This window comes from Kitasatospora sp. NPDC001132, assembly GCF_053598415.1.
Window position 1 is genome coordinate 159,558 of record NZ_JBSFKF010000004.1, and the last position, 26,283, is coordinate 185,840.

28 protein-coding genes and 4 tRNA genes are annotated in these 26,283 nt (G+C 62.4%); 31 read left to right on the forward strand and 1 reads right to left on the reverse strand.

All coding sequences use genetic code 11. The annotated features are described in order from the left end of the window. The 5 genes from ACWDBE_RS07570 (at position 1) to ACWDBE_RS07590 (ending at position 2,832) form a co-directional block, all read left to right on the forward strand. A complete protein-coding gene (locus ACWDBE_RS07570; protein WP_449807463.1) occupies positions 1-1,836 on the forward strand; it encodes a recombinase family protein in 1,836 nt (611 codons plus the stop codon). 385 nt (positions 1,837-2,221) lie between these two features. After that, positions 2,222-2,292, forward strand: a tRNA-Glu gene (locus ACWDBE_RS07575). Positions 2,293-2,402: 110 nt separating this feature from the next. Beyond that, a tRNA-Val gene (locus ACWDBE_RS07580) sits at positions 2,403-2,475 on the forward strand. A gap of 97 nt (positions 2,476-2,572) precedes the next feature. Continuing rightward, positions 2,573-2,645 (forward strand) — tRNA-Met (locus tag ACWDBE_RS07585). Between the two features lie 105 nt (positions 2,646-2,750). After that, positions 2,751-2,832, forward strand: a tRNA-Leu gene (locus tag ACWDBE_RS07590). A gap of 97 nt (positions 2,833-2,929) precedes the next feature. Here the strand turns inward: ACWDBE_RS07590 and ACWDBE_RS07595 are convergent. Further along, positions 2,930-3,178 (reverse strand): hypothetical protein, encoded by a 249-nt coding sequence (locus ACWDBE_RS07595; RefSeq protein ID WP_449807464.1) that lies wholly within the window; start codon positions 3,176-3,178, stop codon positions 2,930-2,932. Between the two features lie 1,088 nt (positions 3,179-4,266). Here ACWDBE_RS07595 and ACWDBE_RS07600 point away from each other — a divergent pair. The 26 genes from ACWDBE_RS07600 to ACWDBE_RS07725 all read left to right on the forward strand — a co-directional run bounded on the left by ACWDBE_RS07600 (position 4,267) and on the right by ACWDBE_RS07725 (position 26,172). Continuing rightward, entirely contained in the window at positions 4,267-4,731 is a 465-nt protein-coding gene (locus ACWDBE_RS07600) for a phage terminase small subunit (protein ID WP_449807465.1), read from the forward strand. 17 nt (positions 4,732-4,748) lie between these two features. Then, positions 4,749-6,365 carry a terminase gene (locus tag ACWDBE_RS07605; protein ID WP_449807466.1) on the forward strand — a complete coding sequence of 539 codons (1,617 nt, stop codon included), beginning with the start codon at positions 4,749-4,751 and terminating at the stop codon, positions 6,363-6,365. A gap of 51 nt (positions 6,366-6,416) precedes the next feature. After that, positions 6,417-7,805 carry a phage portal protein gene (locus tag ACWDBE_RS07610; RefSeq protein WP_449807467.1) on the forward strand — a complete coding sequence of 463 codons (1,389 nt, stop codon included), beginning with the start codon at positions 6,417-6,419 and terminating at the stop codon, positions 7,803-7,805. Beyond that, positions 7,792-8,550 (forward strand): VG15 protein, encoded by a 759-nt coding sequence (locus ACWDBE_RS07615; protein WP_449807468.1) that lies wholly within the window; start codon positions 7,792-7,794, stop codon positions 8,548-8,550. The genes ACWDBE_RS07610 and ACWDBE_RS07615 overlap by 14 nt, the downstream gene beginning before the upstream one ends. A 30-nt stretch (positions 8,551-8,580) precedes the next feature. Next, positions 8,581-9,063, forward strand: a complete 483-nt coding sequence (locus ACWDBE_RS07620) for a hypothetical protein (protein WP_449807469.1) — start codon at positions 8,581-8,583, stop codon at positions 9,061-9,063. Between the two features lie 17 nt (positions 9,064-9,080). Next, positions 9,081-10,046, forward strand: coding sequence for a P22 phage major capsid protein family protein (locus ACWDBE_RS07625; RefSeq protein ID WP_449807470.1), 966 nt, complete (start codon positions 9,081-9,083; stop codon positions 10,044-10,046). Positions 10,047-10,048: 2 nt separating this feature from the next. Beyond that, entirely contained in the window at positions 10,049-10,480 is a 432-nt protein-coding gene (locus tag ACWDBE_RS07630; protein WP_449807471.1) for a hypothetical protein, read from the forward strand. A 3-nt stretch (positions 10,481-10,483) separates the two neighbouring features. Next, a complete protein-coding gene (locus tag ACWDBE_RS07635) occupies positions 10,484-10,825 on the forward strand; it encodes a hypothetical protein (RefSeq protein WP_449807472.1) in 342 nt (113 codons plus the stop codon). A gap of 337 nt (positions 10,826-11,162) precedes the next feature. Further along, positions 11,163-11,567: a hypothetical protein gene (locus ACWDBE_RS07640; RefSeq protein WP_449807473.1), complete on the forward strand. Its 405-nt coding sequence runs from the start codon at positions 11,163-11,165 to the stop codon at positions 11,565-11,567. Next, positions 11,557-12,150 carry a phage tail tube protein gene (locus tag ACWDBE_RS07645; RefSeq protein ID WP_449807474.1) on the forward strand — a complete coding sequence of 198 codons (594 nt, stop codon included), beginning with the start codon at positions 11,557-11,559 and terminating at the stop codon, positions 12,148-12,150. Before ACWDBE_RS07640 ends, ACWDBE_RS07645 begins: the two co-directional genes overlap by 11 nt. Positions 12,151-12,222: 72 nt before the next feature. Beyond that, the gene (locus ACWDBE_RS07650) at positions 12,223-12,525 is read left to right on the forward strand and encodes a hypothetical protein (RefSeq protein ID WP_449807475.1); all 303 of its coding nucleotides are present in this window, start codon (positions 12,223-12,225) and stop codon (positions 12,523-12,525) included. Between the two features lie 428 nt (positions 12,526-12,953). Further along, on the forward strand, positions 12,954-15,566 hold the full coding sequence (locus ACWDBE_RS07655) for a phage tail tape measure protein (RefSeq protein WP_449807476.1): 2,613 nt from the start codon (positions 12,954-12,956) through the stop codon (positions 15,564-15,566). Positions 15,567-15,676: 110 nt separating this feature from the next. After that, a complete protein-coding gene (locus tag ACWDBE_RS07660) occupies positions 15,677-16,345 on the forward strand; it encodes a hypothetical protein (protein ID WP_449807477.1) in 669 nt (222 codons plus the stop codon). After that, a complete protein-coding gene (locus ACWDBE_RS07665; RefSeq protein WP_449807478.1) occupies positions 16,345-17,463 on the forward strand; it encodes a hypothetical protein in 1,119 nt (372 codons plus the stop codon). The genes ACWDBE_RS07660 and ACWDBE_RS07665 overlap by 1 nt, the downstream gene beginning before the upstream one ends. Before the next feature lie 50 nt (positions 17,464-17,513). Next, entirely contained in the window at positions 17,514-18,317 is an 804-nt protein-coding gene (locus ACWDBE_RS07670; RefSeq protein WP_449807479.1) for a hypothetical protein, read from the forward strand. A gap of 12 nt (positions 18,318-18,329) precedes the next feature. Next, positions 18,330-18,623 carry a hypothetical protein gene (locus tag ACWDBE_RS07675; protein ID WP_449807480.1) on the forward strand — a complete coding sequence of 98 codons (294 nt, stop codon included), beginning with the start codon at positions 18,330-18,332 and terminating at the stop codon, positions 18,621-18,623. Further along, positions 18,623-18,886 carry a hypothetical protein gene (locus tag ACWDBE_RS07680; RefSeq protein ID WP_449807481.1) on the forward strand — a complete coding sequence of 88 codons (264 nt, stop codon included), beginning with the start codon at positions 18,623-18,625 and terminating at the stop codon, positions 18,884-18,886. Before ACWDBE_RS07675 ends, ACWDBE_RS07680 begins: the two co-directional genes overlap by 1 nt. Next, a complete protein-coding gene (locus tag ACWDBE_RS07685; protein WP_449807482.1) occupies positions 18,887-20,728 on the forward strand; it encodes a hypothetical protein in 1,842 nt (613 codons plus the stop codon). It begins immediately after the preceding gene. 80 nt (positions 20,729-20,808) lie between these two features. Further along, a complete protein-coding gene (locus ACWDBE_RS07690; RefSeq protein WP_449807483.1) occupies positions 20,809-21,666 on the forward strand; it encodes a LysM peptidoglycan-binding domain-containing protein in 858 nt (285 codons plus the stop codon). A gap of 224 nt (positions 21,667-21,890) precedes the next feature. Next, positions 21,891-22,424, forward strand: coding sequence for a deoxynucleotide monophosphate kinase family protein (locus ACWDBE_RS07695; protein WP_449807484.1), 534 nt, complete (start codon positions 21,891-21,893; stop codon positions 22,422-22,424). 221 nt (positions 22,425-22,645) lie between these two features. Beyond that, on the forward strand, positions 22,646-23,944 hold the full coding sequence (locus tag ACWDBE_RS07700; RefSeq protein ID WP_449807485.1) for a hypothetical protein: 1,299 nt from the start codon (positions 22,646-22,648) through the stop codon (positions 23,942-23,944). Positions 23,945-24,059: 115 nt separating this feature from the next. Further along, complete coding sequence (locus ACWDBE_RS07705) at positions 24,060-24,347, forward strand: hypothetical protein (protein WP_449807486.1); 288 nt, start codon at positions 24,060-24,062, stop codon at positions 24,345-24,347. Then, positions 24,344-24,751 (forward strand): hypothetical protein, encoded by a 408-nt coding sequence (locus tag ACWDBE_RS07710; RefSeq protein ID WP_449807487.1) that lies wholly within the window; start codon positions 24,344-24,346, stop codon positions 24,749-24,751. Before ACWDBE_RS07705 ends, ACWDBE_RS07710 begins: the two co-directional genes overlap by 4 nt. Further along, a complete protein-coding gene (locus tag ACWDBE_RS07715) occupies positions 24,748-24,933 on the forward strand; it encodes a hypothetical protein (RefSeq protein ID WP_449807488.1) in 186 nt (61 codons plus the stop codon). The genes ACWDBE_RS07710 and ACWDBE_RS07715 overlap by 4 nt, the downstream gene beginning before the upstream one ends. After that, positions 24,930-25,106, forward strand: a complete 177-nt coding sequence (locus ACWDBE_RS07720) for a hypothetical protein (RefSeq protein WP_449807489.1) — start codon at positions 24,930-24,932, stop codon at positions 25,104-25,106. Before ACWDBE_RS07715 ends, ACWDBE_RS07720 begins: the two co-directional genes overlap by 4 nt. A 202-nt stretch (positions 25,107-25,308) precedes the next feature. Further along, on the forward strand, positions 25,309-26,172 hold the full coding sequence (locus tag ACWDBE_RS07725) for a hypothetical protein (protein WP_449807490.1): 864 nt from the start codon (positions 25,309-25,311) through the stop codon (positions 26,170-26,172). Positions 26,173-26,283 lie beyond the last annotated feature (111 nt).

Here is a 26,283-nt window from a genome sequence, read left to right on the forward strand (position 1 = left end):
ATGACCATGGAGCGAGTGACCGGCATGACCTACTTCGCGGGCGGCTACACCCGACAGTCTCAGGAACGCGCCAACAAGTCCAGCGCGAGCCCTGCGGTTCAGCTGGGCAACATCCTGGGCCATGTCGAATTCCGGCAGACGGCGGGCGACGATATCAAGTACGTCGGGACCTACGCCGAGAAGCTGGGTACGTCGGCATTCCGCTCCGACAAGGAACGGCCCGAATTCGAACGCATGCTCAACGACTGCCGCAAGGGCACGTTGAACATGATCCTCGTGGACTACGTCAGCCGGTTCTCTCGCCTTGAGATCATGGACGCGATTCCGATTGTCACTGAGCTTTTGAACATCGGCGTAGTGATCGTTTCCCTGGCCGAGGGCACTTTCCGTAAGGGCAACCTTATGGACTTGATCCACATCATCTTCCGGCTTGACGCCGCCCACAACGAGAGCAAGAACAAGAGTCGCGCCGTCCAAGGTGCTCACGATCTCGCCCGAAGCCTTGGCGGGTTTATGGGCAAGGCCCCCTACGGCTTCGAGCTTGAGCCGGTGGAGCTGCCCAACCCCCACGACCCGCGCAAGGTGGTCGTTATTCAGCGACTGCGCCACGCTAGCGACCCGCTTACCTCCGGCCCCTACGGCACCCAAGGGGACGTCCTTCGAGCCGCTGCAAGGCTGTTCCACGACCACATGAAGCGGAAGTTCACCCCACGGCGCGGCGAGTCGTCTCCGGGGTCTCTGACGGGCATTTGCGTGGGATTCCGGGAACAGGGCGTGCCGACACGGGGACAAACGGTCGGGCGCAAGACGGCGGACAGCGAATGGGACCCGGCCAGCCTTAAGCGCATGCTCCGTGACCCGCTCATTGCCGGATTCGAGCGTGACCCGATCTACGACCTTGACGAAGCCGGAAAGCCGGTCGGCAGGGTGCAGGGATACCGCATCCGGCGCGACCCGCTGACCATGCGGCCGATCCTGACCGCGTGCGGCCCCATCGTTGATCCCGCGCTGTGGTGGGCCATTCAGCCGGGCCTAGAGGCCACCGGCCGAGGCAAGGGGCAGTCACAGGGTGCAACTCCAACGCTACTCTCTGCCATGGACCGCCTGTACTGCGAATGCGAGAACGTCATGGCCGGGCACCGAAAGACAGCCAACCCGGCAAAGTCGGCCTACAACTGCAAGCGCGGGAACAAGGTCAAGCCGGGCCAGCACGCGGGTTCCGTCACGATCAACATGGATGGGCTGGATGACCACGTGGCCCGCGCCATCGTGGCACGCCTCCAGACGGCCGAGGATGACCCGGAGACGGGCGAACTCCTCGCCGAGGTAGCCCGACGCTGGGGGCTGCTCCACGAGGCGCCGGAAAAGGCCGGAGAGCGCGCCGAACTACTCGCACAGCGGGCAGACGCCGTGATGGCGCTTGAGGACCTGTACGCGGACCGAAAGGCGGGCGGGTACAGGGGGAAGATCGGACAGCGCGCGTTCCTCACCGCAGAGGCCGAGGCGACCCTACAGATGGAAGCCGCCGAGGAACGGTTGGCCGAGCTTGACGACAGCGCTACGCCCGTTCTCCCGCTTGACGAGTGGCTGGCACATGACCTCGACGCCGACGACGAAGAGTACGATCCGATTGGCAAGGGCTCATGGTGGGCCAAGGCGGACATCGCCGACCGGCGTGAAATGGTCAAGCTTTTCATTGACCGAATCGTGGTCAAGAAATCGACCGTAGTCGGCTCGGCCCCCGGGAAGGTGGCCATTATCGGCCCTCGCTTGGAAATCACGTGGGCACAGCCGCCGGTCGAGGATGACGAAGAGGAAGCCACACAGGCCGCGTAGATGTGACGCTCACCACACAGAATGGCCGCAGACCTAACCGGGTTTGTGGCCATTTTGCATTTCGGCTCTTTATGGCGCGTTGGCGCCTACACAGCGGGGAGGGATCAACACCACTCCACACCCCCTCTGACCAGGCACTATGTTGTGAATGTTGATTCTGACATGAAAAGAGAAGAGTACATAGGGTTTCCTAGGGCCTGGCCAGAAATGGGTTTCGCATCGACACTCGACACCCGGGCCGCTGTCGTGGGCTCTTAACGTACACCCCTAGTAGCAAGTGTGAGGGACGTAGCTGCCGCACAGTCGCAAGGTGGACCGAGCGCACTCCCCACGGCCTACGTGTCGACTCCCGGCCCTCTCCTCCGGTATGAGCCACGTAGGCACTGTCCCTGTGGTGTAGTGGCAGCACGGTAGGTTCTCATCCTGCCGGTAGGGGTTCGATTCCCCTCAGGGGTACGGGCAGCAGGCGACGGGCCGTGACTGGCTTAGTGGTCTGCCACCTTGGGTGAAACCCGCCCTCCCTGCCTGGCTAGTCACCGGGTAAGCGGGCGGCGAGTAGTCCTAAACGGCGCGTAGCTCAATGGGTAGAGCACCGGCCTTACATGCCGGTTGTTGGGGGTTCAAGTCCCTCCGGGCCGACGCTAGGGACTCACCAGATTGACTGTCGTATGGGAGCCGGTTCCGCCCCGGCACGACGTGAGTGCGCTCGCTTGCGGGTAGGCAAGGTCAATCACTTCTCTCGGTAGCTCAGTTGGTAGAGCGGCGGGCTCATTCCCCGTAGCGCGCTGGTTCGAGTCCAGCCCGAGAGCCTACGGCGGTGGTCTAATCGGCCTAAGACACTCTGCGGCTCGCGGAGGAATGCGGGTTCAAATCCCGTCCGCCCGAACAGCACCTAGGAACGTTCCTAGGTGCTTGCCCGCATGGTGAAACTGGTAGACACGCCGCGCTTAGAACGCGGTGCCTCTGTGCGTGGGGGTTCGAATCCCTCTGCGGGCACACTTTCTTTTTGCCAATATAGTTGTATTTACCACTCTTTTTGAGAGCAAGCGAAAGGGCCCCGAGGATTTCCCCGAGGCCCTTCCCGCTGCGCCCGTTACATCATGTAGCGGTCCCGGAAGTCAGCGCCAATGAAATACTGCCCGTAGGACGACCCCTTGCCGTCCGAAATCTGAATGTACTGAGTGTCCGCCCTGGTGCTGTCCTTGATCTCGACCGTAAGGCCGAAGTCGTAAGCCTGCGCCACAATGCGGGCCATACGCTGCGCCGGAACGCCCATGAGTTCGTGGGTGTAACGGGCGCGGGCGGTGTAAGCCTCGGTCATGTCTACGGTGATGCGGTTCATTTCGCTGCTCCCTGGTTCCCCGCTTCGGCCTGTTCCGTTGCGGTGGTGAAACCGTAGCACGACCGGGGGTCATTTACCTAGCCGGGTCACCTAGGAACGTTCCTAGGTGGGGGTGGTTACAGCGACCCGCCCCGGTGCTCACATGCGGGGGTGCCTTATGACAGGGGGCCGTGTTCCATGGGCGGGGTCGGACAGGCGTAAGCGTCTGCCTTGGGATTGGTCATCGCGTCGCGCGGTGATCCTGGCCCGGGATGGGTGGCTGTGTCAGTGGGTGCGGGTGGATACGGGCACGCTGTGCGGACGTGAGGCTACGGACGTGGACCACATATCCCCCGGCGACGACCACAGCCCAGCTAACTTGCAGTCACTCTGCCGCTACCATCACGCACGCAAGAGCGCGAGCGAAGGCGCACGAGCACGCAACGAACGCATGCCAAAGCGCGAACGCAAGCGCGAAGAGAACGGCTCGATGCGTGCTGCGATGCTGCGCTGTCAGGCTGACGCAGAGTGAGCTGACGAAGGTTGTCAAGTTGACCCTGGGTGACTTCGCGCTACGGAGGGTGGCGGGGTACCCCTCTTTTGCCCCCTCGCTGCCCGGGGGCCAATAGCAGTCCAATTCGTGTACGGGTCTGGAAGGTACCGCCGTGGGAGATGCCCGGAGACTTGAGGGCCGACGCTACAGCGAAGCCGACCAGATTTGGCGTGACTTGCTGGAGTTCCGTGACAACCCGGACGCGATCCTCGCGATTGTCCGGGCCGCAACGATCGACCAGTGGGGACGTACGCGCGCACACGGGAGGGATGTTGGCGCCGAAGCATGGCCGTACGACGGTGAACAACATCCGGGCATGGCTCCGCTCCGAGAAGGCCCGCCCGTGCGCTGACTGTGGCGTCCAATACCCGTACTACGTAATGCAGTTCGACCACCTTCCGGGTACCGAGAAGCTGCACACCCCATCGGATCTCCCTTGGCGCTCATGGAAGGCAGCGCGGGAGGAAATCGCCAAGTGCGAAGTCGTGTGCGCCAATTGCCACGCTATCCGTACTTGGTCCCGCGCTGAGTTCACAGTCCCTTAGGAGGGTCCGCCATGGCTGGTTTTGGCCCGCCCCCGAAGGAGAATCGTCGCCGCAGGAACGCGGACACCTTCGCTGCTGAGCCCGAAGCCGCGCCGATCGATGCCGCTACCGCTCCCCCGCTTCCGACCCCCAAGCGTTGGCTCAAGGTCACGCGTGACTGGTGGGAGACGTGGGCAGCGTCCGGCCAGTCCGCCCACTTCACTGCTACGGACTGGCAACGGCTTCTCGCGCTGCTCCCGCTGGTCGACAGCTACCACCGACTTACCTCTTCGGCCAATGCCGAGGACACGCGCAAGATGCGCGCCGCCCTGGAGATCATGAAGGAAATCCGGCAGAACGAGTCGGGCCTAGGCGCGCTGCACGTCGACCGGCTTCGCGGCCGGATGACCAGCACTGCGCAGACCACGAAGAACGACGGACCGTCCGCCGAACTGTACGACCTAAGCGCATATAGCTCGCTGGTCAAGGACGCCTAGACCAGAAAGGGGCGGGAATGCAAACCGGCAATCTCCCGCCCGGCCTACCGGAGCGCACCCTAGGATGGGGCATCCTCGCTTGGTCGCGGAAGTACATCCGCCAGCCAGACGGCCCGAATGCCGGTGAGCCTTTTCGGTACACCGACGAACAGGCCCGGTTCCTGCTGTGGTTCTATGCGGTAGACGAACACGACAAGTTCATCTACCGCATGGCTGTTCTTCGTCGGTCCAAGGGTTGGGGCAAGTCTCCCCTACTTGGCGTTCTCGCCCTCGCTGAATTCGTCGGCCCGGTTGTTCCCGGGAGCGGATACAGCATCAAGGCGCCGGACGGCCGTATTCACCCCATGGGTAAGCGCCGGAATGCCTCGTGGGTTCAGATGGCGGCGGTGAGCTATCAGCAGGTTATGAACACGTTGGAGCCCGTTCGCGGCGCCATTGCGGAAGGCCCGATTGTCGCCGACTACGGCATTGACCCGGGCAAGACCCTGATTCAGCTACAGCACGGGATCGGCAAGATCGAGCCGGTAACGGCTAGCTCGGCTTCGCTGGAAGGTGCCCGACCGAATTTCGTGGTCGGCGATGAGATCCACCATTGGCTGTACTCGCAAGGTGGCCTCAAGATGGCTCAGGTCATCAAGCGAAACCTTGCCAAGGTCAACGGGCGCGCGGTGTTCACCACCAATGCCCACGACCCGAGCGAGGAGACCGTAGGCCGAGCCGAGTACGAAGCCCATCTAGCCCGCAAGGCCGATGGTGGGGCCGATGACGTCCTGTACGACTGCGTAGAGGCTCCGGCAGAGCTTTGGGTGCCCTCCGAGCCCGACACCATCCGTGCTGGTCTCAGGGAGGCGTACGGCGATTCCACGTGGGTTGATCTGGACCGGCTGTTGGCCGAGATTTATGACCCCACGGCGGACGCGCAAGAGAAGCGGCGGTTTTACCTCAATCAGGTTGTGGCGTCCGCCCATGCGTGGCTTGACCCGTTGGACGTTGACGCTGCCGCAGTCAAGAGTGATCCCCCGGAAGACGGCGCGATGATCACCCTAGGTTTCGACGGTTCGCGCGGGCACGACGCAACAGCGTTGATCGCCTGCGACCTCACCACGGGTTACACGTGGCCCCTAGGTATCTGGCAGAAGCCGGACGGTCCGCAGGGTCTCGGGTGGGAGGTGGACCGCGAAGCCGTAGACGCCGCTGTCCGATCCGCTTTCGAGCGCTGGGACGTGGTGGCGTTCTTCGCGGACTTGGCATTCTTTGAAGGCTATGTGGACCGATGGGCCGAGGACTACAGGGAAACCCTGTTCACCAAGGCATCCCCCGGTCACAGCGTGGCGTTCGACATGCGCCGCCGAGTCAAGGACTTTACGGCCGCCGCTGAATCGACCGTAGCCGCTTTCGAAGACCGGTCGCTCACTGTCGCCGATGATCCGCGACTACTTACCCACCTTAAAAACGCCCGCCGTCGTCCGAACGCGTATGGCGTGAGCTTCGGCAAGGAATCCCGCGAGTCTGACCGGAAGGTGGACGCCGCCGCCGCGCTTGTGCTGGCCCGAGAGGCCCGCCGTAAGGCGATCGAGTACGGCGTGTTCGAGAAGCGCGTAAAGCCGGGCGACGCGACCGTATACGGGTTCTGACGACTCACCACCTAGGAACGTTCCTAGGTGCTCAACCTGAGGAGTCACCCTATGGACCCGAAGTCGCTACTAGCAACCGGCCTAGCCCAGCGCAAGAAGGAAATGCCGGAGCTTGTCAAGGTCGACAAGTACATGCGAGGCGTACAGGATGCCCCGTACCTGCCCAAGCGGGCGGAGGCGGAGTTTCGGCGTCTGGTCGCGCGGTCGGTAGAGAACTGGCTGCCCCTAATCGTCGGGGTGATCGCTCAGAGTCTCCGGGTCGAGGGCTACCGCAGCACCGACAACCCGGACGACCTAGCGCCGTGGGATTTCTGGGCTGCCAATCAGCTCGACTCTCGACAGAATGCCGTCCACCGGTCCGCGCTAACCTTCGGCCGGTCCTACGTGGCTGTGACCCCCGGCGACAGTGGCCCGGCTATTCGGCCGATGTCCCCGCTGTCAGTTACCGGCATAGCCGCCGACCCCGACGCCGAGTGGCTAGACGGAGCGATCCGGTTCCTTGGGTTCCTCAAGCGGGATTCCAAGACCCTTGAGCGCTGGCAGGTTTGGGACGACGTTGCCGTATCTGAGGTTCTTGTCCCGGAGGGCGAGCACAGCCGTCGTGAACTCTGGTCGGTTATATCCTCCGAACCGCACGGCATGTCTCGCTGCCCGGTCGTGGTATTCCGCAACCGCTGGGCAGACGCGCCGGACACACTCCCCCATGAGCTGGGTGAAGTCGCGCCCCTCATCCCTATTCAGGATCGGTTGAATGAGACGACCCTGAATATGAAGATTGCTGAGTCCTACTCGGCGTTCCGGCAGCGTTGGGCGTCGGGCATTTCGATCCCCCGCGACCCAAAGACTGGTGAGCCGGTCGAGACTTTCCGCGCCGCTGTCGACCGCCTATGGATGGTTGAGAACAAGGATGTCCGCTTCGGCGAGTTCGACCAGACCGACCTAAGCGGCTACCTCGCTTCCCGCGAAGCCGCTATCAAGTCCATGTCCGCAATCGCGCAGGTCCCACCGCATTACCTACTCGGTGGGATGGTCAACATCAGCGCTGACGCGCTCACCGCCGCCGAGTCCGGCCTAAGCCGCCGCGTGCATGAGCGACAGCTGATGTTCGGCGAAGCATGGGAGCAGGTTCTACGGCTTGCGTCCGAGGTTGCTGGACTGGCGGACCTAGCCGCCGACACCACCGCCCGCATCATCTGGCACGACGCCGAGGCTCGCTCGCTGTCCGCCACCGTTGACGCACTGGGCAAGCTGTCGCAGATGCTAGGCGTTCCTCAGGAAGCGCTGTGGGAGCGCGTTCCGGGCGTAACCAGTTTTGACGTACAGGCATGGCGTAAGGCCCAGTCCCAGAACGACACGGCGAACCTTGCCGCGCAGCTTCTAATGGGCCAGCACACGTCTGACGTAGTCCCGCCGCAGGATGGTTCCGTTGGCGCTCAGTAGCGAGGGCGAAGCCCTTACCGCTGCCCACCAGCGAGCGCAGCGAGCATTGACCGGGAACGCGTTGAAGCAACTAACCGAGGCGTGGGACGAGGTAGACCCGGAGGACCATGAATCGTGGCTCCGCTATCTTGCCCGCGCCGAGGAGTTGTGCAGCTCCGCGCAGACCGCATCGGCTGATGTCGCATTCCGGTACCTGGACAAGTTCCGGCGTGCCGAGCTCAAGGCCCTAGGGGCGGTCGTGGACGGCCTATCAGTTGCCCGCCCGGGTCTTGTACTCGGAGGGCAGGTTGAGGCCGCTCTAGGGGCCTTCGGGCCTTCCTACGTGCGCCGCCTGGTCGCCGGTGGCAAGCCCCTTGAGGAAGCGAAGCGGCTAGCGCTGTCCGGACAGTTCGGTGACGTGGTCGGCTTGATCCTCGGATCGGGTCGACAGGTCATCGCAAGCGGCATCGACCGTGACCGCAAGTGCCTTGGCTACCGGCGCTGTTGCTCCGGCGGAGCCTGTTCGTTCTGCGCGATGCTCGCCACCCGTGGCGCTGTCTACAAGTCGAACAGCTTCACCGGCAACGGGGCCGCGAAGGGCGCCAAGAAGGTGGACGTACACCGTTCCTGTCAGTGCTCCCTAGAGCCTGTCTACTCCCACAACTCCCGCCCGACTGAAGCTGTCCAGCGCATGGAAGCGCTTTGGAAGAAGTCCGGCGGTGATCCGAAAGAGTTCCGGCGGTTGGTCGAAGGACGGACCACCTAGGAACGTTCCTATGTGCTCTGGAGAGAGTGAATGAGCGAAGAGACCCCCGAGGGCACCACGGAGGAGACTCCCGAGACCCCGGCCGAGACCCCCGACGCTTCCGAGGCTGCGGCCAAGATTGCGGCGCTTGAGGCGAAGCTAGCCGAGGCTGCCCCGATCCTACAGGCGCACGCTGACGCTGAGGCTGCGCGGAAGTCCGCCGAGGAGAAGCTACGCGAGGAGCTAGAGGCGGCACAGCGTGAGCGCGATGAGGCACAGCGGGGGCTAATGCTCCGGGAAGTGGCCGAGGAAACCGGCCTTGCTTCCAACGTCGTCGCGCTGCTTCACGGCGCTTCCAAGGATGAGCTACTGGCTGCGGCCAAGACGGTTGCAGATCAGGCAAAGGCTCGCCCCGGTGCTCCGGCCCGACCCAACCCGACCGTAGGCGGCGGCACCGATGCCAAGTCTACGGATTCCGATGACATCGACCCCATGAAGCTCGCGGCGGCTATCGCCAAGCGCGTCCGCTTCTAAGACGAAAGGTTCCAAACATGGCTGACCATGTGTTTGTCAAGGCGGAGAAGCTGGCTGCGGCTGCGCTCGGCCTACTTGAGCGACAGGCGATTCTAGGTGGCCTAGTCACCCGTGACGGTGGCGCTGCGTTCACCGGTGCGGCTGGTGACGTGGTGAACATCAAGCGTCCGAGCGTGCTGACCGGCAACGAGGAGGCTCTAACTCGATCGACCACGCGAGAGATCCAGTCCGAGGCTCTGCATGAGTGGAAGATCAACGTAAAGCTTGACACCCACGCGTACAGCGCCGTTGACCTCTCCGACGCTGAACTCACCCTAGACGTTGAGGACTTCGGGGCTCAGGTTCTCGACCCTCAGGTTAAGAGCATTGTCCGGCGCATCGAGAAGAAGCTAGCCGCGCGGCTTGCGACCGCTCCCGCTCTCGGCACCGTCGACGTGAACAAGAACACCGGCGATGAGATGGTGGCCGGTTCCGTTCGCAAGATGGTCGTTAAGGCTCGAAACCAGCTGAACCGCAACGACGTTCCGGTTTCCGGCCGGTACCTGGTCGTGGGCGCTGACGTTGAGTCCGCCCTGCTGAACGACCCGACCCTAGTCCGCGTGGACACCTCGGGCTCGGACTCCGTTCTCCGTGAGGCCACCATCGGTCGCCTTGCTGGCTTCACCATCGTGACCAGCAACGACATCGCCCCGGACACCGCGATTGCGCTGCACCCGACCGCCTACATCCTGGTGAACCGCGCCCCGGTTGTCCCGACCAGCGCGCAGGGTGCAACCCGGTCGTACGACAACCTGTCTCTGCGCCTGATGCGTGACTACAACTCGAAGACTGCTTCGGACCGGTCCTTCCTTTCGACCTACCTGGGTATCGGCGAGGTGACCGACGCTCCCGAGGGCACCGTCCCGGGTACCGAGGCGGCGAACGCTAAGCAGCTCCGCGCCGTCTCGTTCAAGCTCAAGCCGGTCACTCCCCCGGCGGCGTAACCATGACCGAGCCTCTGGTTTCTTTCGCGGACTTCGAGGCCAGGCTACCCGAATCCCTGACCGCCGATGAGCGGACGCGCGCTGAGCTACTGCTACAGGACGCGTCGGATTTGGTACGTGAGGAGGTGGGGCCGGTAGAGATTCCGGACCCCACCCCTTTCACGGTCCGTCAGCTTGTGATGGATCTAGCCTCTCGGGTTCTCTTCAATCCCAAGGGCATTACGACCGAGAATATCGGCGATTACAGCTACAGCCTTTCCCGCGTAGCTATCAACGGAATGGCACTAATGCCATCCGAGCGCGAGTCCCTTTACCGCTGTCTCGGGATTCCGTTCATGGCGTCCGCGCCAATGGGCTCCGGATTCAGCGGGGATACCGTCCGCCGGTTCACGCCCGTTGGTTGGGCGGAGTACGAAGACGTGACGTGGTGGTGAGCCGTGATCTCTGCACTCATGCCGGACCGGCTCACCATCGTTCGCCCCGGGCGTTCGAAGGACCGATACGGCAACGAAATCGCGGATTGGACGAAGACGACCAGGAAGGCGACTTACGGCCGTCTGGTGTCCCGTTCCATCGCAACTAGTGAGTCTCACAACGTCATTCGGGTTGCCGTCGAGGACGCCCGGTCGTTGATCCTTCCGCCGGACGCTGACATTGACGCGTTCTGTCGTGTCGAGTTCAGCGACGGTTCCCGCTACGAAGTCGACGGCTTCCCGACCATTCGCCGGACAGCGCGACGCGTCCACCACATCACGGTGAATCTAAAGGCGGTGACCTAGTGGCGAATGTAGAGATCGACATTGACGAAGCCGTGATTCGGCGCCTGGCGCAGGGTGAAGAAGTAACAGCGATCCTCGAAGACGCTGCCCGCGCTGGTCTCAATGCCGCTCGCTCCGGCGCTCCGTCCGAAGCCGGGTTCAGCTCTTCTTTCTCGATCCGCAAGGGCGTCCGCCGCCGAGGCGGGGAAGAGTTCGTTTGGGTGCGCGTGTGGAACAACTCCCCTCGCGCCAACCTGATCGAGTTCGGAGCCCCGAAGCGTAAGGGTCCGCGCCCGCGTGGCCGGTACCTAGGCCGGGGCATGAACGCGGCCCTTTCCAAGCTACGAGGGGGCTAGCCGTGGCGTATCCGGTATTCCCCGACGTTGAGGCACTGGCGCTTCGTTTCCTGCGGGACCACCTACCCGAGAACACTGAATTCGGCACCTTCGTGCAGGGCGATTACGACGGATCACACCCTCTCGTGATCGCCCGCCGCATCGGCGGATTCATGCGCTGGCCCGCCCTGGATTTCACCACGATGGACGTTGAAGTCTGGTCGGCTTCCCGCGAGGAATCGCACGACCTAGCGCAGATCGTTACCGGGGCCCTTATGGCAACCCGAGTGACCGGCGGACCGTTCGTCCGGGTCAACGTAATCGCCGGGTTGGTCTACATGGTGGACGACCTTACCGAGCTACATCGGTGGGTCATGACTTTTCAAATATCGACCCGACCTGAAAGGAAGTCCCTAAATGGCGCGTGACGCTGAGGGTTTCGACACTGACCTAGTCCGGGTGGCAGTTACCGGCACCATTTACCAGGCTAAGGCTGGTACTGCGATTCCTGCCGCTGGCAAGCCGGTTGGCCCGGAGTTCACTCCGCTAGGCACCTTTTCCGATGACGGCGTAGAGCACGGTTTCGAGGAAGACACTCAGGAGGTGACTTCCTGGCAGCGCGGCACCGTTCGCGTGATTGTCAAGGGTCGAACCCTGACTCTCAAGCTTTCCGCGCTTGAGTCTTCGCCCGCTGTTCTTGAGGCGTTCTACGGCGCCAAGCCGGTCATCGACTCCGTAAGCAAGTCCGTTACGGTCGACATCAAGCCGAACGTTGCCCGACCGAAGAACGCATTTCTCTTCGAGTTCAAGGACGGCGACGACAAGACATGGCGACTGCACATCCCGAGCGGCCAGGTTTCCCAGGTTGAGTCTCCGAAGTTCTCCGGTGGCGACGCTGTCATGTGGGGCATGACCCTCCGGGCCCTAGGCGCTGGTGACAATCTCGCACAGTGGCAGATCACTGACCCGGATTTCTTCGCCGACGCTTCGCCGGTCGATCTAGGCAAGTAAGGGCATGACCACCTAGGAACGTTCCTAGGTGGTCAACCCACATTCCCATTTTCTTCGCAGGAGAGTGCAGACATGAGCAAGCCCAACAAGTCCCGGTTCCGCCTATCTGAGCTACGCGCCGCTCATGCCGAGCGTTCCGGCGGCGACACTATCGAGTTCGAGCACGATGGCGTTACCTACAGCGTTGCGGCCCCGGGTTTCTGGCCGGATGCGGTAAAGACGGCACTCAAGGCGGGCGACGACGTTGCCGCTTCCGCCGCGATGATGGGCCACGACGCCTACGCCGACTTCGTAGCGGCCGGTGGTCGCGCGGATGACGTGATGCTGGTGGTTGGCGCGTACGCCGAGGCGCAGGGTGTTTCCGTGGGGGAATAGTCGCGCTCGCTGAGTTCGTGGCGGAGTACGGGGAGGATCTGGAATCCGACCTGTTGCGCTTCTGGGGTCTGGATATCCTCGCCGACTTGGGAACTCCCCGGCTGACATGGCGTCGGCTCGGGAGTCTAATTCAGCGGATGCCGGAGGGCTCATCGCTCGGTCGCTCGCTGGCCGGAGACGAAGCCGCTATGTGGACCCCGGAGCGCCACCTACTAGCGGGCGCAATCGACAGCCTAGGCGTCGTCTCCTACCTGATCGGCGGCCTACTCGTTTCGCTCGGGGGCGCAAAGCAAAACCCGATCTCACAGCCCAAGCCAATTGCAAGACCCGGCGTATCAGTCGAGAAGCCCGTACCTTCCGGGAACCGGGGGCTCATGTCTCTCGCAAAGAAGATGGGCCAACCCGTTCCGAAGTAAGGAGGTACGTACATGCCTGCGAATGCAATGCGCGCTGGCGCTGCCTATATCGAGCTACAGGCCCGAGCATCGCAACTCGCCAACGACGTACGCACGCACGCGGAATCGTCGGCGAAAAAGTTCTCTGAGTCATTCGCCAAGGTCGCCAAGATCGGCCTTGCAGCGGCCGGTGTCGCCGGTATGGCAGCGTTCTCCGGGGCGCTTGAAAACCTCAACGCGACCAGCAAGCTAAAGGCTCAGCTAGCGCTGACTGAGGAGGACTCGAAGCGCCTCGGTGGGATCGCCGGTGGGCTGTACGCGAAGGCGTATGGTGACTCGCTGGGGAACGTCAACGACGCAATCAAGTCCCTTATGCAGTCCGGTGTAACCTCGCTCAACGCGCCAAAGGCAGAGATCGAGAATCTCACCAAGACGACGCTAAACCTTAGCAAGGCGTTTGATGTCGACGTAGCCGAGTCCGCAAATGCCGCCGGGCAGATGATCAAAACCGGTATGGCCAAAGACGGCAAGGAAGCCCTAGATGTAATCACCGTTGCCTTTCAGAAGTTTGGAAAGAACGGTGACGATGTTCTGGACACCTTGGGCGAATACAACGTTCAGTTTCAGCGACTAGGCATCGGCGGCCCGGTCGCCATGGGCCTTATCAACCAGGGTCTACAGGCGGGCGCGCGAAACACCGATGTCGTGATTGACGCTCTCAAGGAATTCACCATTGAGGCGACGCAGGGAAGCGACAAGGTTGCGAAGGGCTGGAAGGATCTCGGCCTAAACAGCGACAAGATGTTCAAGGCCATCGGCAAGGGCGGCAAGGACGCGCAAGACGCGTTCACGCTGACCCTAGATAAGCTGCGCGGCGTCGAGGACCCGATCAAGCGGGGCGCTATTGCCGTCGAACTTTTTGGCACTAAGGCCGAGGACATGGGCAATTCGTTGTACGCCCTTGACCCCTCAAAGGCCGTTGCCACGCTCGGCGAAATCACCGGCGCTGCCGACAAGATGGGCGATAATCTTCGGGATAACCCACAGGTTCAGATTGAGCAATTCAAGCGGAAGATCGAGACGTTCCTAACCGGTAAGGCAACGGAGCTCATCCCCTACCTCACCAAGGCTGGTGAGGCTTTCGCAGGACTTCCCGGGCCCGTTCAGGCTGGCGCTGTGGCGTTCGGCGGGCTCGCCCTCGCTGCTGGCCCGGTGAGTACCGTCGTCAAGGGCGTGACCACGACCGTAAGCGGAGTGGCTACAGTGACCGGCGGAGCCTGGCGAGGGGTCATGAACCTTGCTGCCGGGTTCAACAACTCGCAGGCTGCGGCATCGGCTTTCACTGGCACTATGGGCACCGTAGGCGGAGCAATTCGCACGGGTGTCAACGCAGTTGGGTCCGGGCTCGCGACCATGGGTCGTGGCGCGCTAAATCTCGCTACGTCAGCCGGTACGGCGGCTGTGAACGTTGCTGTGTCCATGGGTCAGATGGTGGTCAACGCCACTGTCACAGCGGCGCAGTTCGTTGCCCAGATGGCCATCATGGCGGCTCAGGCCGTGGCCAACATGGCGCGTGTCGCGTGGACGTTCACTGTTCAGGCTGCCGAGGCTACGGCCAAGTTCCTGGTATCGATGGTGCAGACCGTAGCCGCTACGGTTGTCCAGTTCGGCATCATGGCCGCAGAGGCTATCGTCTGGGCTGCGACTATGGCCGCTCAGTGGATCATCGCAATGGGCCCGATTGGCTGGGTTACCGCCGTCATCGTGGCACTGGTCGCGCTAGTCATTGCCAACTGGGACACGGTTAAAAAGTGGACCGGCGAAGCTTGGGACTGGGTGGCCAATAAGGTCAAGGCTGTGGCTCAGTTTCTAGTCGACGTTTTCATGAACTTCACCCTTCCGGGTTTGATCATAAAGCACTGGGACACCATCAAGAACGCGACCACTTCCGCATGGAATGCCGTAGTCGATTTCGTGCGTGGAATCCCCGGCGCGATAGTCAATTTCTTCGTGAACTGGACTCTCGTCGGTGTCGTCCTTAGTCACTGGGACCGGATCAAATCCGGTGTCGTGAATGCTGCACAGGGTCTCGTGTCGTACGTGTCGCAGATTCCAGGGATGATCATCAATTGCTTCTCGTCGCTGGGAAGCTCCATGTACAACGTCGGCATGAATGTCGTAAAGGGCATCTGGAACGGCATCCAGAGCATGGGAGCCTGGCTGCGTGACAGCCTAATCGGCTTCGCGAAGAACATGATTCCTGGCCCGATCGCCAAGGCACTCGGTATCCATAGCCCTTCGCGACTCATGCGCGACAAGATCGGTAAGTTCATTCCGGCTGGTGTTGTCGAGGGTGTCAAGCTTGGTGCCCCGGCGCTACAGAAGGTCATGGCGAACCTGGTTCCGGTCCCGACTATGCCAGGCATTGCGTCATTCGCGGATGACTGGTCAGCGCCGGTAAAGGACATGGCGCGTGAGCTTCCGGACCTACGTATGTCGCCGCCGACCATCGATCCTCCGGCGCGCACTCGTGTATATCAGGGGGCCGCAACGGCTCCTCAGGTCACCGTGAACGCGCAGACCAACGCCAACCCGGCCGAGATCGGGCGCGAGCTTGCGTGGGTACTCCGGACCGCTGGTCGGTAGCACCTAGGAACGTTCCTAGGTGGTCGGGGTTGTGGGGTTAGCGCCCCCTCCCCGGCCACCCTCCCCCGAAAGGTACAGCCTTGCTTGATTGGACCCTGTCCTATGGGCCCGTGACCATCGGTGACCCGGACATCCTCCCCGCTGTGACGCTCCGGGACCTTGACGTGATGTCGATGCCGGATATCCGTACCAACGACGTTGCGTTGATTCAGCGCGATGGACTGTGGGCGGGCGACGACTACATAGACGGCCGGACGGTGGCGCTGTCTATCGAGGTAGCTGCCGACACGACCGATGAATTCAATTCGACCATCAACACCATTATGCGCGCATTCTCGCCGGGTGTTGGTGGCGAAACTCCTTTCAGTTTCCGGGTTCCCGGTCTGTGCAACGGTCGCGCCGCGTACGTGAATGCCCGAACCCGCAAGCGATCCAACCCGCTGGATTACTCGTTTGCCGCACGTTACTGCGCCTTCGAGATCGAGCTATACGCGACCGACCCGGTTGTGTACGCAGTCGATGAGACGGCCGTTACGCTGCGGAAGGACGTCCCGACACTTGTTCCGGTCGACGGCTCGAAGGATGCCAAGACCCTGATCACGTTCACGAACGCGACCAATCCGAAGCTCATGGACGCCGAGACTGGCGCGCTGGTTCTTTCCGTGAATCGCTCCGGCACGTTCACCGTTCCCGGTCCGGACCTTGAGTCCGGAAACCGGTACCTCGTACTGGCGAACGCGGATAGCGCCGTGACCAAGTTCCGGGACGAGTGGGTGTAATGGCCAAGTACCGCGTCTTCCTGTACAACATGCTGACTCAGGCCGTGTTCGCCGAGATACCGTTCTCCGGCCTGTCCTACAGCTACACCATGGATGAGGCAGGGTCCGCCAGCGTCGAAATCCCCATCGGGGTAGCCAAGTTGGACGGCACAGCGCTCCGGCCTGCCGACCTACACCCGGTGAGCACGGGCGTTGCCATTGAGCGTGATGGGACGCTGGTGTGGGGCGGGCTGTTGTGGGCGTATAAGGCCGACCTGAGCAAGCGCGTTATCCAGATTAGCGCTGCCGGTTACCTCTCCTACTACGCGCGCCGACACACAGCCGTCAACGGCGTGACGTTCACTGACATGGAACAAGCTCTGATGATCAAGGCAATCATCGACGGCATGGCCAACGGCATCAAGACTGAGACGTCTGGGCTCCGTGGAACCAATATGGTCCGCACCCGCGTGTGGAACCCATACGAGTTCAAAGCCCTCGCCGAGCTGTTCACGGACCTTGCTGACGACATCACGTCGCAGGACCCTAAGACGGGTAAAGAAGGTGGCGGGTACTTCCTGTACTTCGAGCCGTATTGGGTGACAGCGGGCAAGGCTATTGGGAACCGCGCCTACAACACACCAAACCGCCACCCCGGCGACAGTGGCGTTTCCCTACAGCAGGGCGTGAATTGCGAATTCACCGGCATCTCTGTTGACGGCACAACGCTGGTGTCCTCCGCATTCGCCGTTGGTGCGACGGATGGAACTGCGTCGATCACGCCTTACGCGCAGGACAGCAATGCCGCGCTGAACGCCCGCATCCCACAGGTCAATGCCATTCTTAACGAAAGCAGCGTGAAGACGGGCACGACCCTCCAATACAAGGTCAAGTCAGCGCTATCTTTCGGGTCGATCCCGGCAACCATTCCACAGGCCAACACGTATCCGGGGCTTTTCTCTCCGCTGTCGCTCAAGCCGGGCATGCGCACGGGCGTGACCACGGACGACGGGTTCCTAAACCTTCTCGGGGAGGACTACGTAATCACTCAGACCAGCGTGAGCGTTGCGTCGGACGGTACCGACCGGCTTTCGCTGTCGTTGGTTCAGGCCGACCTATTTAAGGAGACTGCGAACTAATGGCCCGACCGGGAACTACCGAGCCTGATCTAGTCAGCGAGCTTCGCCGGATGCAGAACCAGATTGACGCGATCGAGCGGCGACCGGTTCCGCAGACCATGTACGACCAGTACCCCACCATCGAATGGGGCGCGGTCCCGCGAAGTCAGGTCAATAACAACGAGTGGACATCGACCGGCGTCGCCAACGTTACGGGGCTCAAGTACGACAGGGTAGAAATTAAGTACATCACCTACCTGGTCAACAAGGGCCGGTCCGAGGCGGAGATTCGACTAGCTGCTTTCCGGCACGACTACAACTCACAGTACAAGCAGTGCATTAGCGCTTCCCAGACAATTCGTCTCGTTGGCGATACGCCCACCGGCGAGTCTTGGGCCTATCTGCACGCTGGCAAGTGGCGCTGGCAGCATGGTATTCAGTTCGGCTGGAATCACGGCACGGATGACACCGGCATCTACACGATTGAGATGCAGCACCGGAACCCGAATGACTGCCTACAGCGCGGCGATTCGCAGTTGCAGGTGTACGGCTTCTACAAGTACAGCGATCAGCCCGTGCCAGACGGTATTAGCGACTGGCGGCCGATGAACGTTACCAACGACAACGGCGCGGACTATCGAATCCTGGCCCAGCGCAAGGCGAAGGGAACGCCTGACAACTGGCCGGGTGATGCCGGATGGGTTGGCGTGTCCGACCCCTGGGACGGCGCTTACAACATCTCGAACATGCATTACTGCGTTGGGCTCTCACAAGAGCGCCTACCGGGTGCAACGCGCGAAGGCTGGCATTGGTACACGGGCAACGCAAAGATTGCCCGCGCTGCCAACGTCAATGAGCCGTATTTCAGTGTCTAAGGAGTAACCAGAATGCCGACTATAAGCGACGTGCACGCGGCTTGTGTGCGGACGCGGACCGGGCAGCGAATCGCCGCTACGGCCACCATCAAGGATCCTGTCGGGGTCGAGTTCGTAGCCGCGAATCTTGTCGACGTTGGTGGCGGTACAACCAGCTTCGCGGCTTCGCTGGTTGACGGTGACGTGTGGCAACTCGGCCCGTATGACTCCCCCGTGCGCGGTTCGTTCTACGTGCAGTTCTTCGCCCGGAACACGGATGGTGAAGAGGCCGAGTTCACCTCTGAGACCTACGAGGGGGCCGCGTAATGGGCAACCTATCGGCGGGACTTGAGGTAGCGATCCCCGTCCTTGTATGGGCTGTTTTCGCACTCCAGAAGTTCAAGCGCGGCCTTACCGACACGTGGCGGGAAGAGGCCGAGGCACAGAAGGAGCGCGGCGACCGGCTAGCCGAGCAAGTAGAGGCACTGACCATAGAGGTTCGGGCCCTACGCGCTGAAAACGCAGAGCTACGAAAGCTGCTGAGCGATGACCACCTAGGAACGTTCCTAGGTGGTCCGGAGGGAGAGTAAATGGCCACGATGTTCAACCTACCGCCGTCCGTACCGGCTGTGACCCTGTACGGCAAGTACCTTGAGCCGGACGGCCGTCCGCGCCGTGGGTGGGTGGAGATCCTGGCTCCTACTCCCCTGACTTTCCCCGACGCTGCCGCGTTCATCACTGGCCCGCTTGTCCTTCCGCTGGACAACGAAGGCGGGTTCTCTGTCACGCTACCAGCCACGGATGTTGCTGGGCAGAATCCGGCGGAGTGGGCCTATTGGATCACTGAGCGAATCCAGGGCATGCCGAACCGCGCGCCGTACGCGATTCAGCTACCTCAGGCCGTCAAGTCACAGCGGCTAGATAAGGCTGCCCCGAGCGACGTGACTACGCCCAACTACGTTGGCGTTACCGGGTCGCAGATTTTCACCGGCACCGACGCCCCGCCCGCTGGCCTCGGCGATCACGGGGACATGTACATTCAGCGGGAGATCACGCCGGATTACCTGGGCGTGTCGGACACCATGCTGTCCGTGTGGACGAAGGTTGACGCCACGTGGGTCAACCAGTCGGGCAAGGTGCACGCGACCAAGTTCTACATTGCCAACGCTTCCACCCCGGCGACCGGCGCACAGACCGGTGACATCCTGCTCCGCAGCGACACCGGAAACCTCTATCGCCGTACGGCTGGCGGTAGTTGGGGCGCCGTGATGGGCAACATCATCGGGCCGAAGGGCGACAAGGGCGACACCGGCGCAACCGGCCCCAAGGGTGCGGACTCCACTGTTCCCGGTCCGCAGGGTCCGAAGGGTGACACCGGAGCTACCGGCCCCCAGGGTCCGAAGGGCGATACGGGGCCACAGGGCCCCAAGGGCGACCCGGGCAAGGACGGACAGGGCGCGGGCACCGTAACCGCTGTGAACGGCGTACAGCCGGACGGTACGGGCCTAGTGACGCTAACTCCCGCGAACATAAACGCTGTTGCCACCAGCGCGGTAGGTGCTGCAAGCGGTGTCGCTTCGCTGGACTCCGGCAGTAAGATTCCGGCCGCGCAGATTCCTAGCCTCTCGGCTACGTACCTCACCGTCACTCAGCGCGGGGCGGTAAACGGTGTTGCTTCGCTGGATGCCACGACCAAGGTTCCGGCCGCTCAACTTCCGGACCTATCCGGCACCTACCTGACTGCCGCTCAGAAGGGTGCCATCAACGGCGTTGCTTCGCTCGGCTCGGATGGCAAGGTCCCGGCCGGTCAGCTTCCGCCCCCGATGTCCGGCGGTGCGAAGAACACGTGGACCCCTCAGGCCATGGGATTTCAGGCGTGGAACGTCGACCCCGGCGCTGTAGCCAACCCGACCACGGTCAAGTACGCCAAGCTGAACCGCATTTACCTCTCCGGCGTGAACATCACCGAGGCAACTCCGATCTCCCACGTAGTCATCATGGCGCGCGGGTGGGGCGGTTCCGCTCTGATCCCCGGTACGCGCTTCCGTGCTGGTGTCTACAACGAGGCTGGCGCGCGAGTGGCCTACTCCGGCGACGTGTGGAACCTCGGTCCGGCCGGTCAGCTTCCGGGAACGTCGGCGCCCGCTGTAACCAACCACGTCGGAGCTGTCCCAATCGGCGTCGACAACATCACGCTACAGCCGGGCCGTTACCACCTAGCGTTCCTCATCCGGCAGGGTGGCGCGAGCGACTTCGCTTACATGCACTGCCAGAATGAGGCTCCGTCAAACCCCGCTAACTTCTTCTGGATTAACCCTGCCTTCGAGCGCGAAAAGTACATCGACGGACAGGACGACCTACCGACCAGCATCGCTGGCGCTGACACCAAGGTTGACCACGACCACCCGATCATGGCGCTAGGCAAGTACTAACCACCTAGGAACGTTCCTAGGTGCTCAAGCCCCGTTCGGGCGATTCCGGACGGGGCTCTTCTATGAAAGGACATCACTCAATGTCGGTTATCGGAAACCTCATCAGCATTGCCAAGGGTGAGATCGGCTACCGTGAGGGATTCAGCGGCGGCCACTGGAACAACGACCAGAAGTATTCGAAGGAGGTTCCGGGGCTAGAGTGGTCGAACTTTCAGCCGTGGTGCCAGACTTTCCAGTCGTGGATTTTCCGACAGGCTGGTATCGCCAGTCTCGCGCCGGTGACTGCCTCTTGCCTCACCGCTGTTGACTGGTTCAAGTCGCGCGGCCGTTTCAGCGACTATCCGGCCGTTGGCGCTCAGGTGTTCTTTGGCTCCGGCGGCGGTTCGCACGTTGAGGTTGTCGAGTCTTACGACGCCGATTACGTCTACACCATCGGCGGGAACACCAACAACAACGGTTCGGCGGAGGGCAATGGCGTCTACGCCCGGAAGCGTGCCCGCCGAGACAGCTACCTGTACGGCTACGGCTACCCGGCTTACGACGGTGGCAGCGTCAGTGCTGACCCGAACGCGGCCAAGTTCGGATACCGGACCAAGTCCACCGGCAGCGTCGCGGACGTGGGTGGCTCGACCGGCGGCGGTTCCAACTCCGGCACCTACACCGTTGTTTCGGGTGACACGCTGTCCGGGATCGGTGCGAAGCTTGGCATCGACTGGACCAAGCTCGCTGCGGCTAACGGCATCGTCTCGCCGTACGTGATCAACGTGGGCCAGAAGCTCAACATCCCGGGTGCGGGCGGGACTTACACCGTGGTATCCGGCGACACGCTGTCCGGGATCGGCGCCAAGACCGGCATCAACTGGCAGAGCATCGCCAGCGCGAACGGCATTGGCTCCCCGTACGTGATCAACCCGGGCCAGGTTCTACGACTACCGTAAGGAGGGCTATGCCCGTGGATTTCCTACGCACGCACGCCACGCGGTTCTATGCGGTCGCTGTGGCTGCGGTAGCGCTGGTTGCGCACTATGTGCCGGACATCCCGTCAGAGCTGATTCTAGCCCTGGTTGCGGCCGTTCTCGGTGCCGGTGAGGCGGTACAGCGGACCACGGCAAACGGCGGGAAGCACCGGCGCGTGCCTTAACTCACTCCCCTAGTGGGAACCATGAGAGACATCGCGCTTATCGGCCGGGCCCGTAGCGGTAAGGACACCGTTGGGGCCCGGCTGGTTTCCCGGTACGGCTACATGCGCCTTGCCTTCGCTGACCCGCTTAAGCGCATGGCACTGGAAATTGACCCGATCATCACGCACGCGGCGGGCGAACCCATGCGGCTTTCTGCGCTGGTCGGCCGTCATGGATGGGACGTTGCAAAGACGACATTCCCCGAGGTTCGCCGCTTTCTACAGCACGTCGGGCAGAGTATCCGAGACCGCACCCCGAACTACTGGATAGACCGGCTGATCGCCGACCTTGACAGCGCACCCGGACCGGTCGTGGTGACTGATGTTCGGTACATGAACGAGGCCAAGGCGCTGGAGAGGATGGGGTTTCGACTGGTACGCATCATCCGGCCCGGTGTCGAGAAGATGACGCACGCCAGCGAAACGGAGCTAGAGGACATCGTTTCGCCGATCACCATCATGAACAGCGGCACACTCGCCGACCTACACGCCCACGCTGACAGCATCGCACGCTAAGTGACGCCCCCTATGGTCTACGGACTGTAGGGGGCGTTTTGCGTTGGACCACCTAGGAACGTTCCTAGGTGGTTCTGTTCGAGATTCGCACGGGTGTACGACAAATGCGGCCACCTAGGAACGTTCCTAGGTGGCTGGCTTGACAGGCTCCCTAACGGACATGCTAGTGTTCTACTCGTAAGGCCGACACAGGGTCGGCCGAAGGGAGAGGGACCGCGAAGATGACCGAGATCAAGTTCGTTACCGTTGGCAAGGCTGGCACGGTTCACGGTTCCACCGACGGTGAGAAGACCCTGTGCAGCAAGCCGGTTGCGACCATCGTTAACAACCCGGCCGCAACGATCGCTTGCGTGGCATGCATCAAGGCGGCGAAGATCCTGACCGAGGAGACCGAGAACGTGACCGAGACCACTGAGACGGCGGAGCCGACCGACCAGCAGGCGATCCCCGAGCCCGCTGGCCCGAAGTTCTCCGAGCTGTCCGAAGCCGATCAGCAGGCGGTTGCGGACGTTAACAGGATCATCGAGGAGCTGGCCAAGCTCACCAAGGCGGATGCCGAGAAGATCGACGCGCTTGCGGCTCAGGGCGAGACCGAGAAGGACAAGATCACGGCGGTGGGGCGCAAGGCCGACAGCTCCATGCGCCTCAAGCACGCGGTTAACCAGGCCAAGACCCGCCCGTCCACCGCGCTGGTCATCCGCAAGCCTACGACCGACGTTACCAAGATCGAGGGTTACGCCGAGATCGTTGAGGATGCGGCCACGAAGGTTGCGGCCGGTGTCCGGGCCGAGGTTGGCGCGCAGGAAACCGCGAAGATCATCGCTGAGGCGATCCTGGAAGGTCGTCTGCGCTGCTACAACAAGCAGGGTCACCCGGATGTCCGCGCCGAGCGCGACGAGACCAAGAAGCTGTCCGGCAACATCTACCGGGCGGCGGCGGAGAAGCTGGTTGCCGAGAACTACAGCTCCGACATCGTTGACGTGGACGAACTCCTCAAGAGTCTTCAGGACAAGGTTCAGTACCAGATGACGGCGGTTGCTCCCGCCCTGTTCTACTCGATGGACACCGACCGCGAGCGGTTCGCCGAGCTCTGGCCCGCGCTGGACCAGCTCCTCACCGAGAAGCAGACCGAGGACCCCGAGGACGAGACCAAGCCGTCCGACATGCTGTTTGACCTGTACAAGATCAACCGCAAGTCCAAGGCGGAGCTTGCCAAGGAGCGCCGGGCGAAGAAGGCGCTTGAGGCCGAGAAGGCGAAGGCCACTCCGGAGCTTGAGAGCGGCAGCGAGGGGGCCGACAGCGGCGAGGGCGAGGAGGAGGAGGCGCCCGAGGAGCCGACCAAGACCCCGACCGAGAAGCTGGCGGCGAACATGGCCAAGGAAGCCAAGGCGGTAAGCAAGGCCAACTACGACACCATGACCGACGCCGAGGCGGAGGCTCTGAGTGCGGCAATCTCCGCGATGAGTGAGGCGATCCTTTCCGCTAGCGCCAAGCTGGCCGCCCGCAACCTGCGAAAGTAAGTCACGGTCCCTGAGGGGCCCTCGGTGCACTGCCATCGTGGGCCCCTTTTCCCAATCACCTAGGAACGTTCCTAGGTGAACACAGAGTCACACCAAGCCAACGGAGGGTAAGGCCATGGACGACCAGATGGTGATCACGGAGGACCAGAAGTGGGCTGTCGCGTACGCGATCCGCAGCACGCTTGCTCAACTCGTAACGGACATCACCAACGACCGTAAGGCGGTCGACAGCGACGAGTGGGCCAGCGTTCCCGGCGTGCTCAAGCAGTCGATCATGGGTGGGATCGAGCAGAAGGAAGAGACGTACCGGCGACTGGTGGAGACGTACGCGACGCTCCCCGAGGCTCTGCGGCCGGACATGCGCAACCGCCTGTTCGTCCTCCCGGAGACGGACGCGCGATGAGCTACTACCAACTCCCCGACAATCACACCCGCGAACTGACGCTCACGCTGTCCGTGGCGGAGTTCCGGGAGCTCATGCGGTCCGCCGCCTACGTGCACGCGGAACGCCCGACCGAGCACCCCGGGTACGTGGCACTCAGCACGGCCATGTACCGACTCGGCTCCGCGTGGGACAGCGCCGGACAGGTCGACACCATCGGTCGTGAGATCCTGCGACTTGACGCTGAATTCGAGCGGGACAGCGAGTCCATGGGCAAGTCGCGCCGGACCGAATCGGCTACCCGCCGGAAAGCCCTTGTGTGGGCCCTACACGTCCTGCTGACGGGCGACACGACCGAACCCCCGGGGGAAGCCGTAGAGGCGTTCCTTGGGGCGCTCAAGGCCCGGGAAGGGGCAAGCGAGTGAGCGAGCCGCAGACCGAGTGCATGTGGTTCGCTGACGTGCTCGGCGAGAACGCGACGGACGAGGACGTGTGCCTGCTGTCTCCGGTTGAGGGTGACCGGTACTGCGCGGTTCACGCCCCCATGGCAGACGCCACCGACGAAATCGAGAGCGCTGCACGTTCGGTGAAGGAGACTCAGCCGTGATCCTCTGCGACAAGTGCCGCGAACCGGCCGATTGGTCGCTGTTCCGCACGACGAGTAGCAGCATGCGCCCGGTAGGCAACGCCTGTGCGCCCCACCTAGCCGAGGTAGCCGAGGATGCCGTTCCGATCCTCGCCGACAGCGAGCGGCTTAGCCTGCTGCGCGTCATTCGCTAGCCCCGAACCGACACGGCCCCCGGCTTCAGCGCAGAGCTGACCGGGGGTTTTGTGTTGAGTGTTGATTTCTACACCAAAAGAAGAGAGTACATAGGGTTTCCTAGGGACTGACCGAAAACAGGTTCCCCGTCGACACTCAGCACTCTTAACGCACTCCCCTAGGGCCGGTTGACAGCAGTCACCGACCCGAAGGGGTATTTTCATGTCCGCAAAGGTCAGCACCGTACAGCGCGGCGGTTCCCGGTTCTACGTCGACCATGAGACGCAGGAAAAGGTGCCCGGGGTCACCAGCGTTGTCGGTATGCTCCCCAAGCCGTTCCTGACCCCGTGGGCGGCCAAGACGACGGCGGAAGCGGCAGTGGACAACCTGTCCGCCGTAAAGGCTATCGCTGAATCCGACCGTGACGGCGCGATCGACTTTCTCAAAAACGCCCATCGCCGGTACACCAAGCACCGTGCCAGCATCGGCAGCGACGCGCACGACATGTTCGAGCGGATGATCCGAGGCGAGCACATCGACCCGTCCGCGCTGTCTGACGCCATGCGTCCGTACTTCCTGCACTTCGAAGAGTTCATGCGCTCGGTGAACCCCGAGCTAATCCGCGCCGAAGACGTTGCATGGTCCGACACCCACAAGTACGCCGGAAGCTTTGACGCTCTGCTGCGCGTGTGGGTGGTCGAGAACGAAGACGGGTCCGTCACCATCGACCCGACGCGCGGGCCCGACAGTACCCCTGTAGTCATCATTGCGGACTGGAAGACCTCCAAGTCCACCTACGCCGAGGTTGCCCTACAGATGGCCGCCTATGGCTTCGCTGACTGGCTCATTGACCCGGACGGTAACCGGGAGCCCATGCCGCACATCGACGCTGCCGCTGTTCTGCACGTGACCGAGGACCAGTGGGCGTTTAAGCCTGTCCGTTTCGATGACGAAGTTTTCGAGCATTTCGTCACGCTGCGGAAGACGTTCGAGTGGGACCGGGAGATGTCCAAGGGCGTCATCGGTAAGCCTCTCGCCAAGGGCGGGCGCAAGCGCATCGTTACCGGCACTCAGCGGCGCGCTTAACACACGCCCCTAGTGGAGTTCAGAGAGGGAAAGCGGTCCGATCGGCAGAGACCCTAGGAACGTTCCTAGGTCCGTGGACACGGTTGGGCCGCTTTCTGCCACTCGTCACAG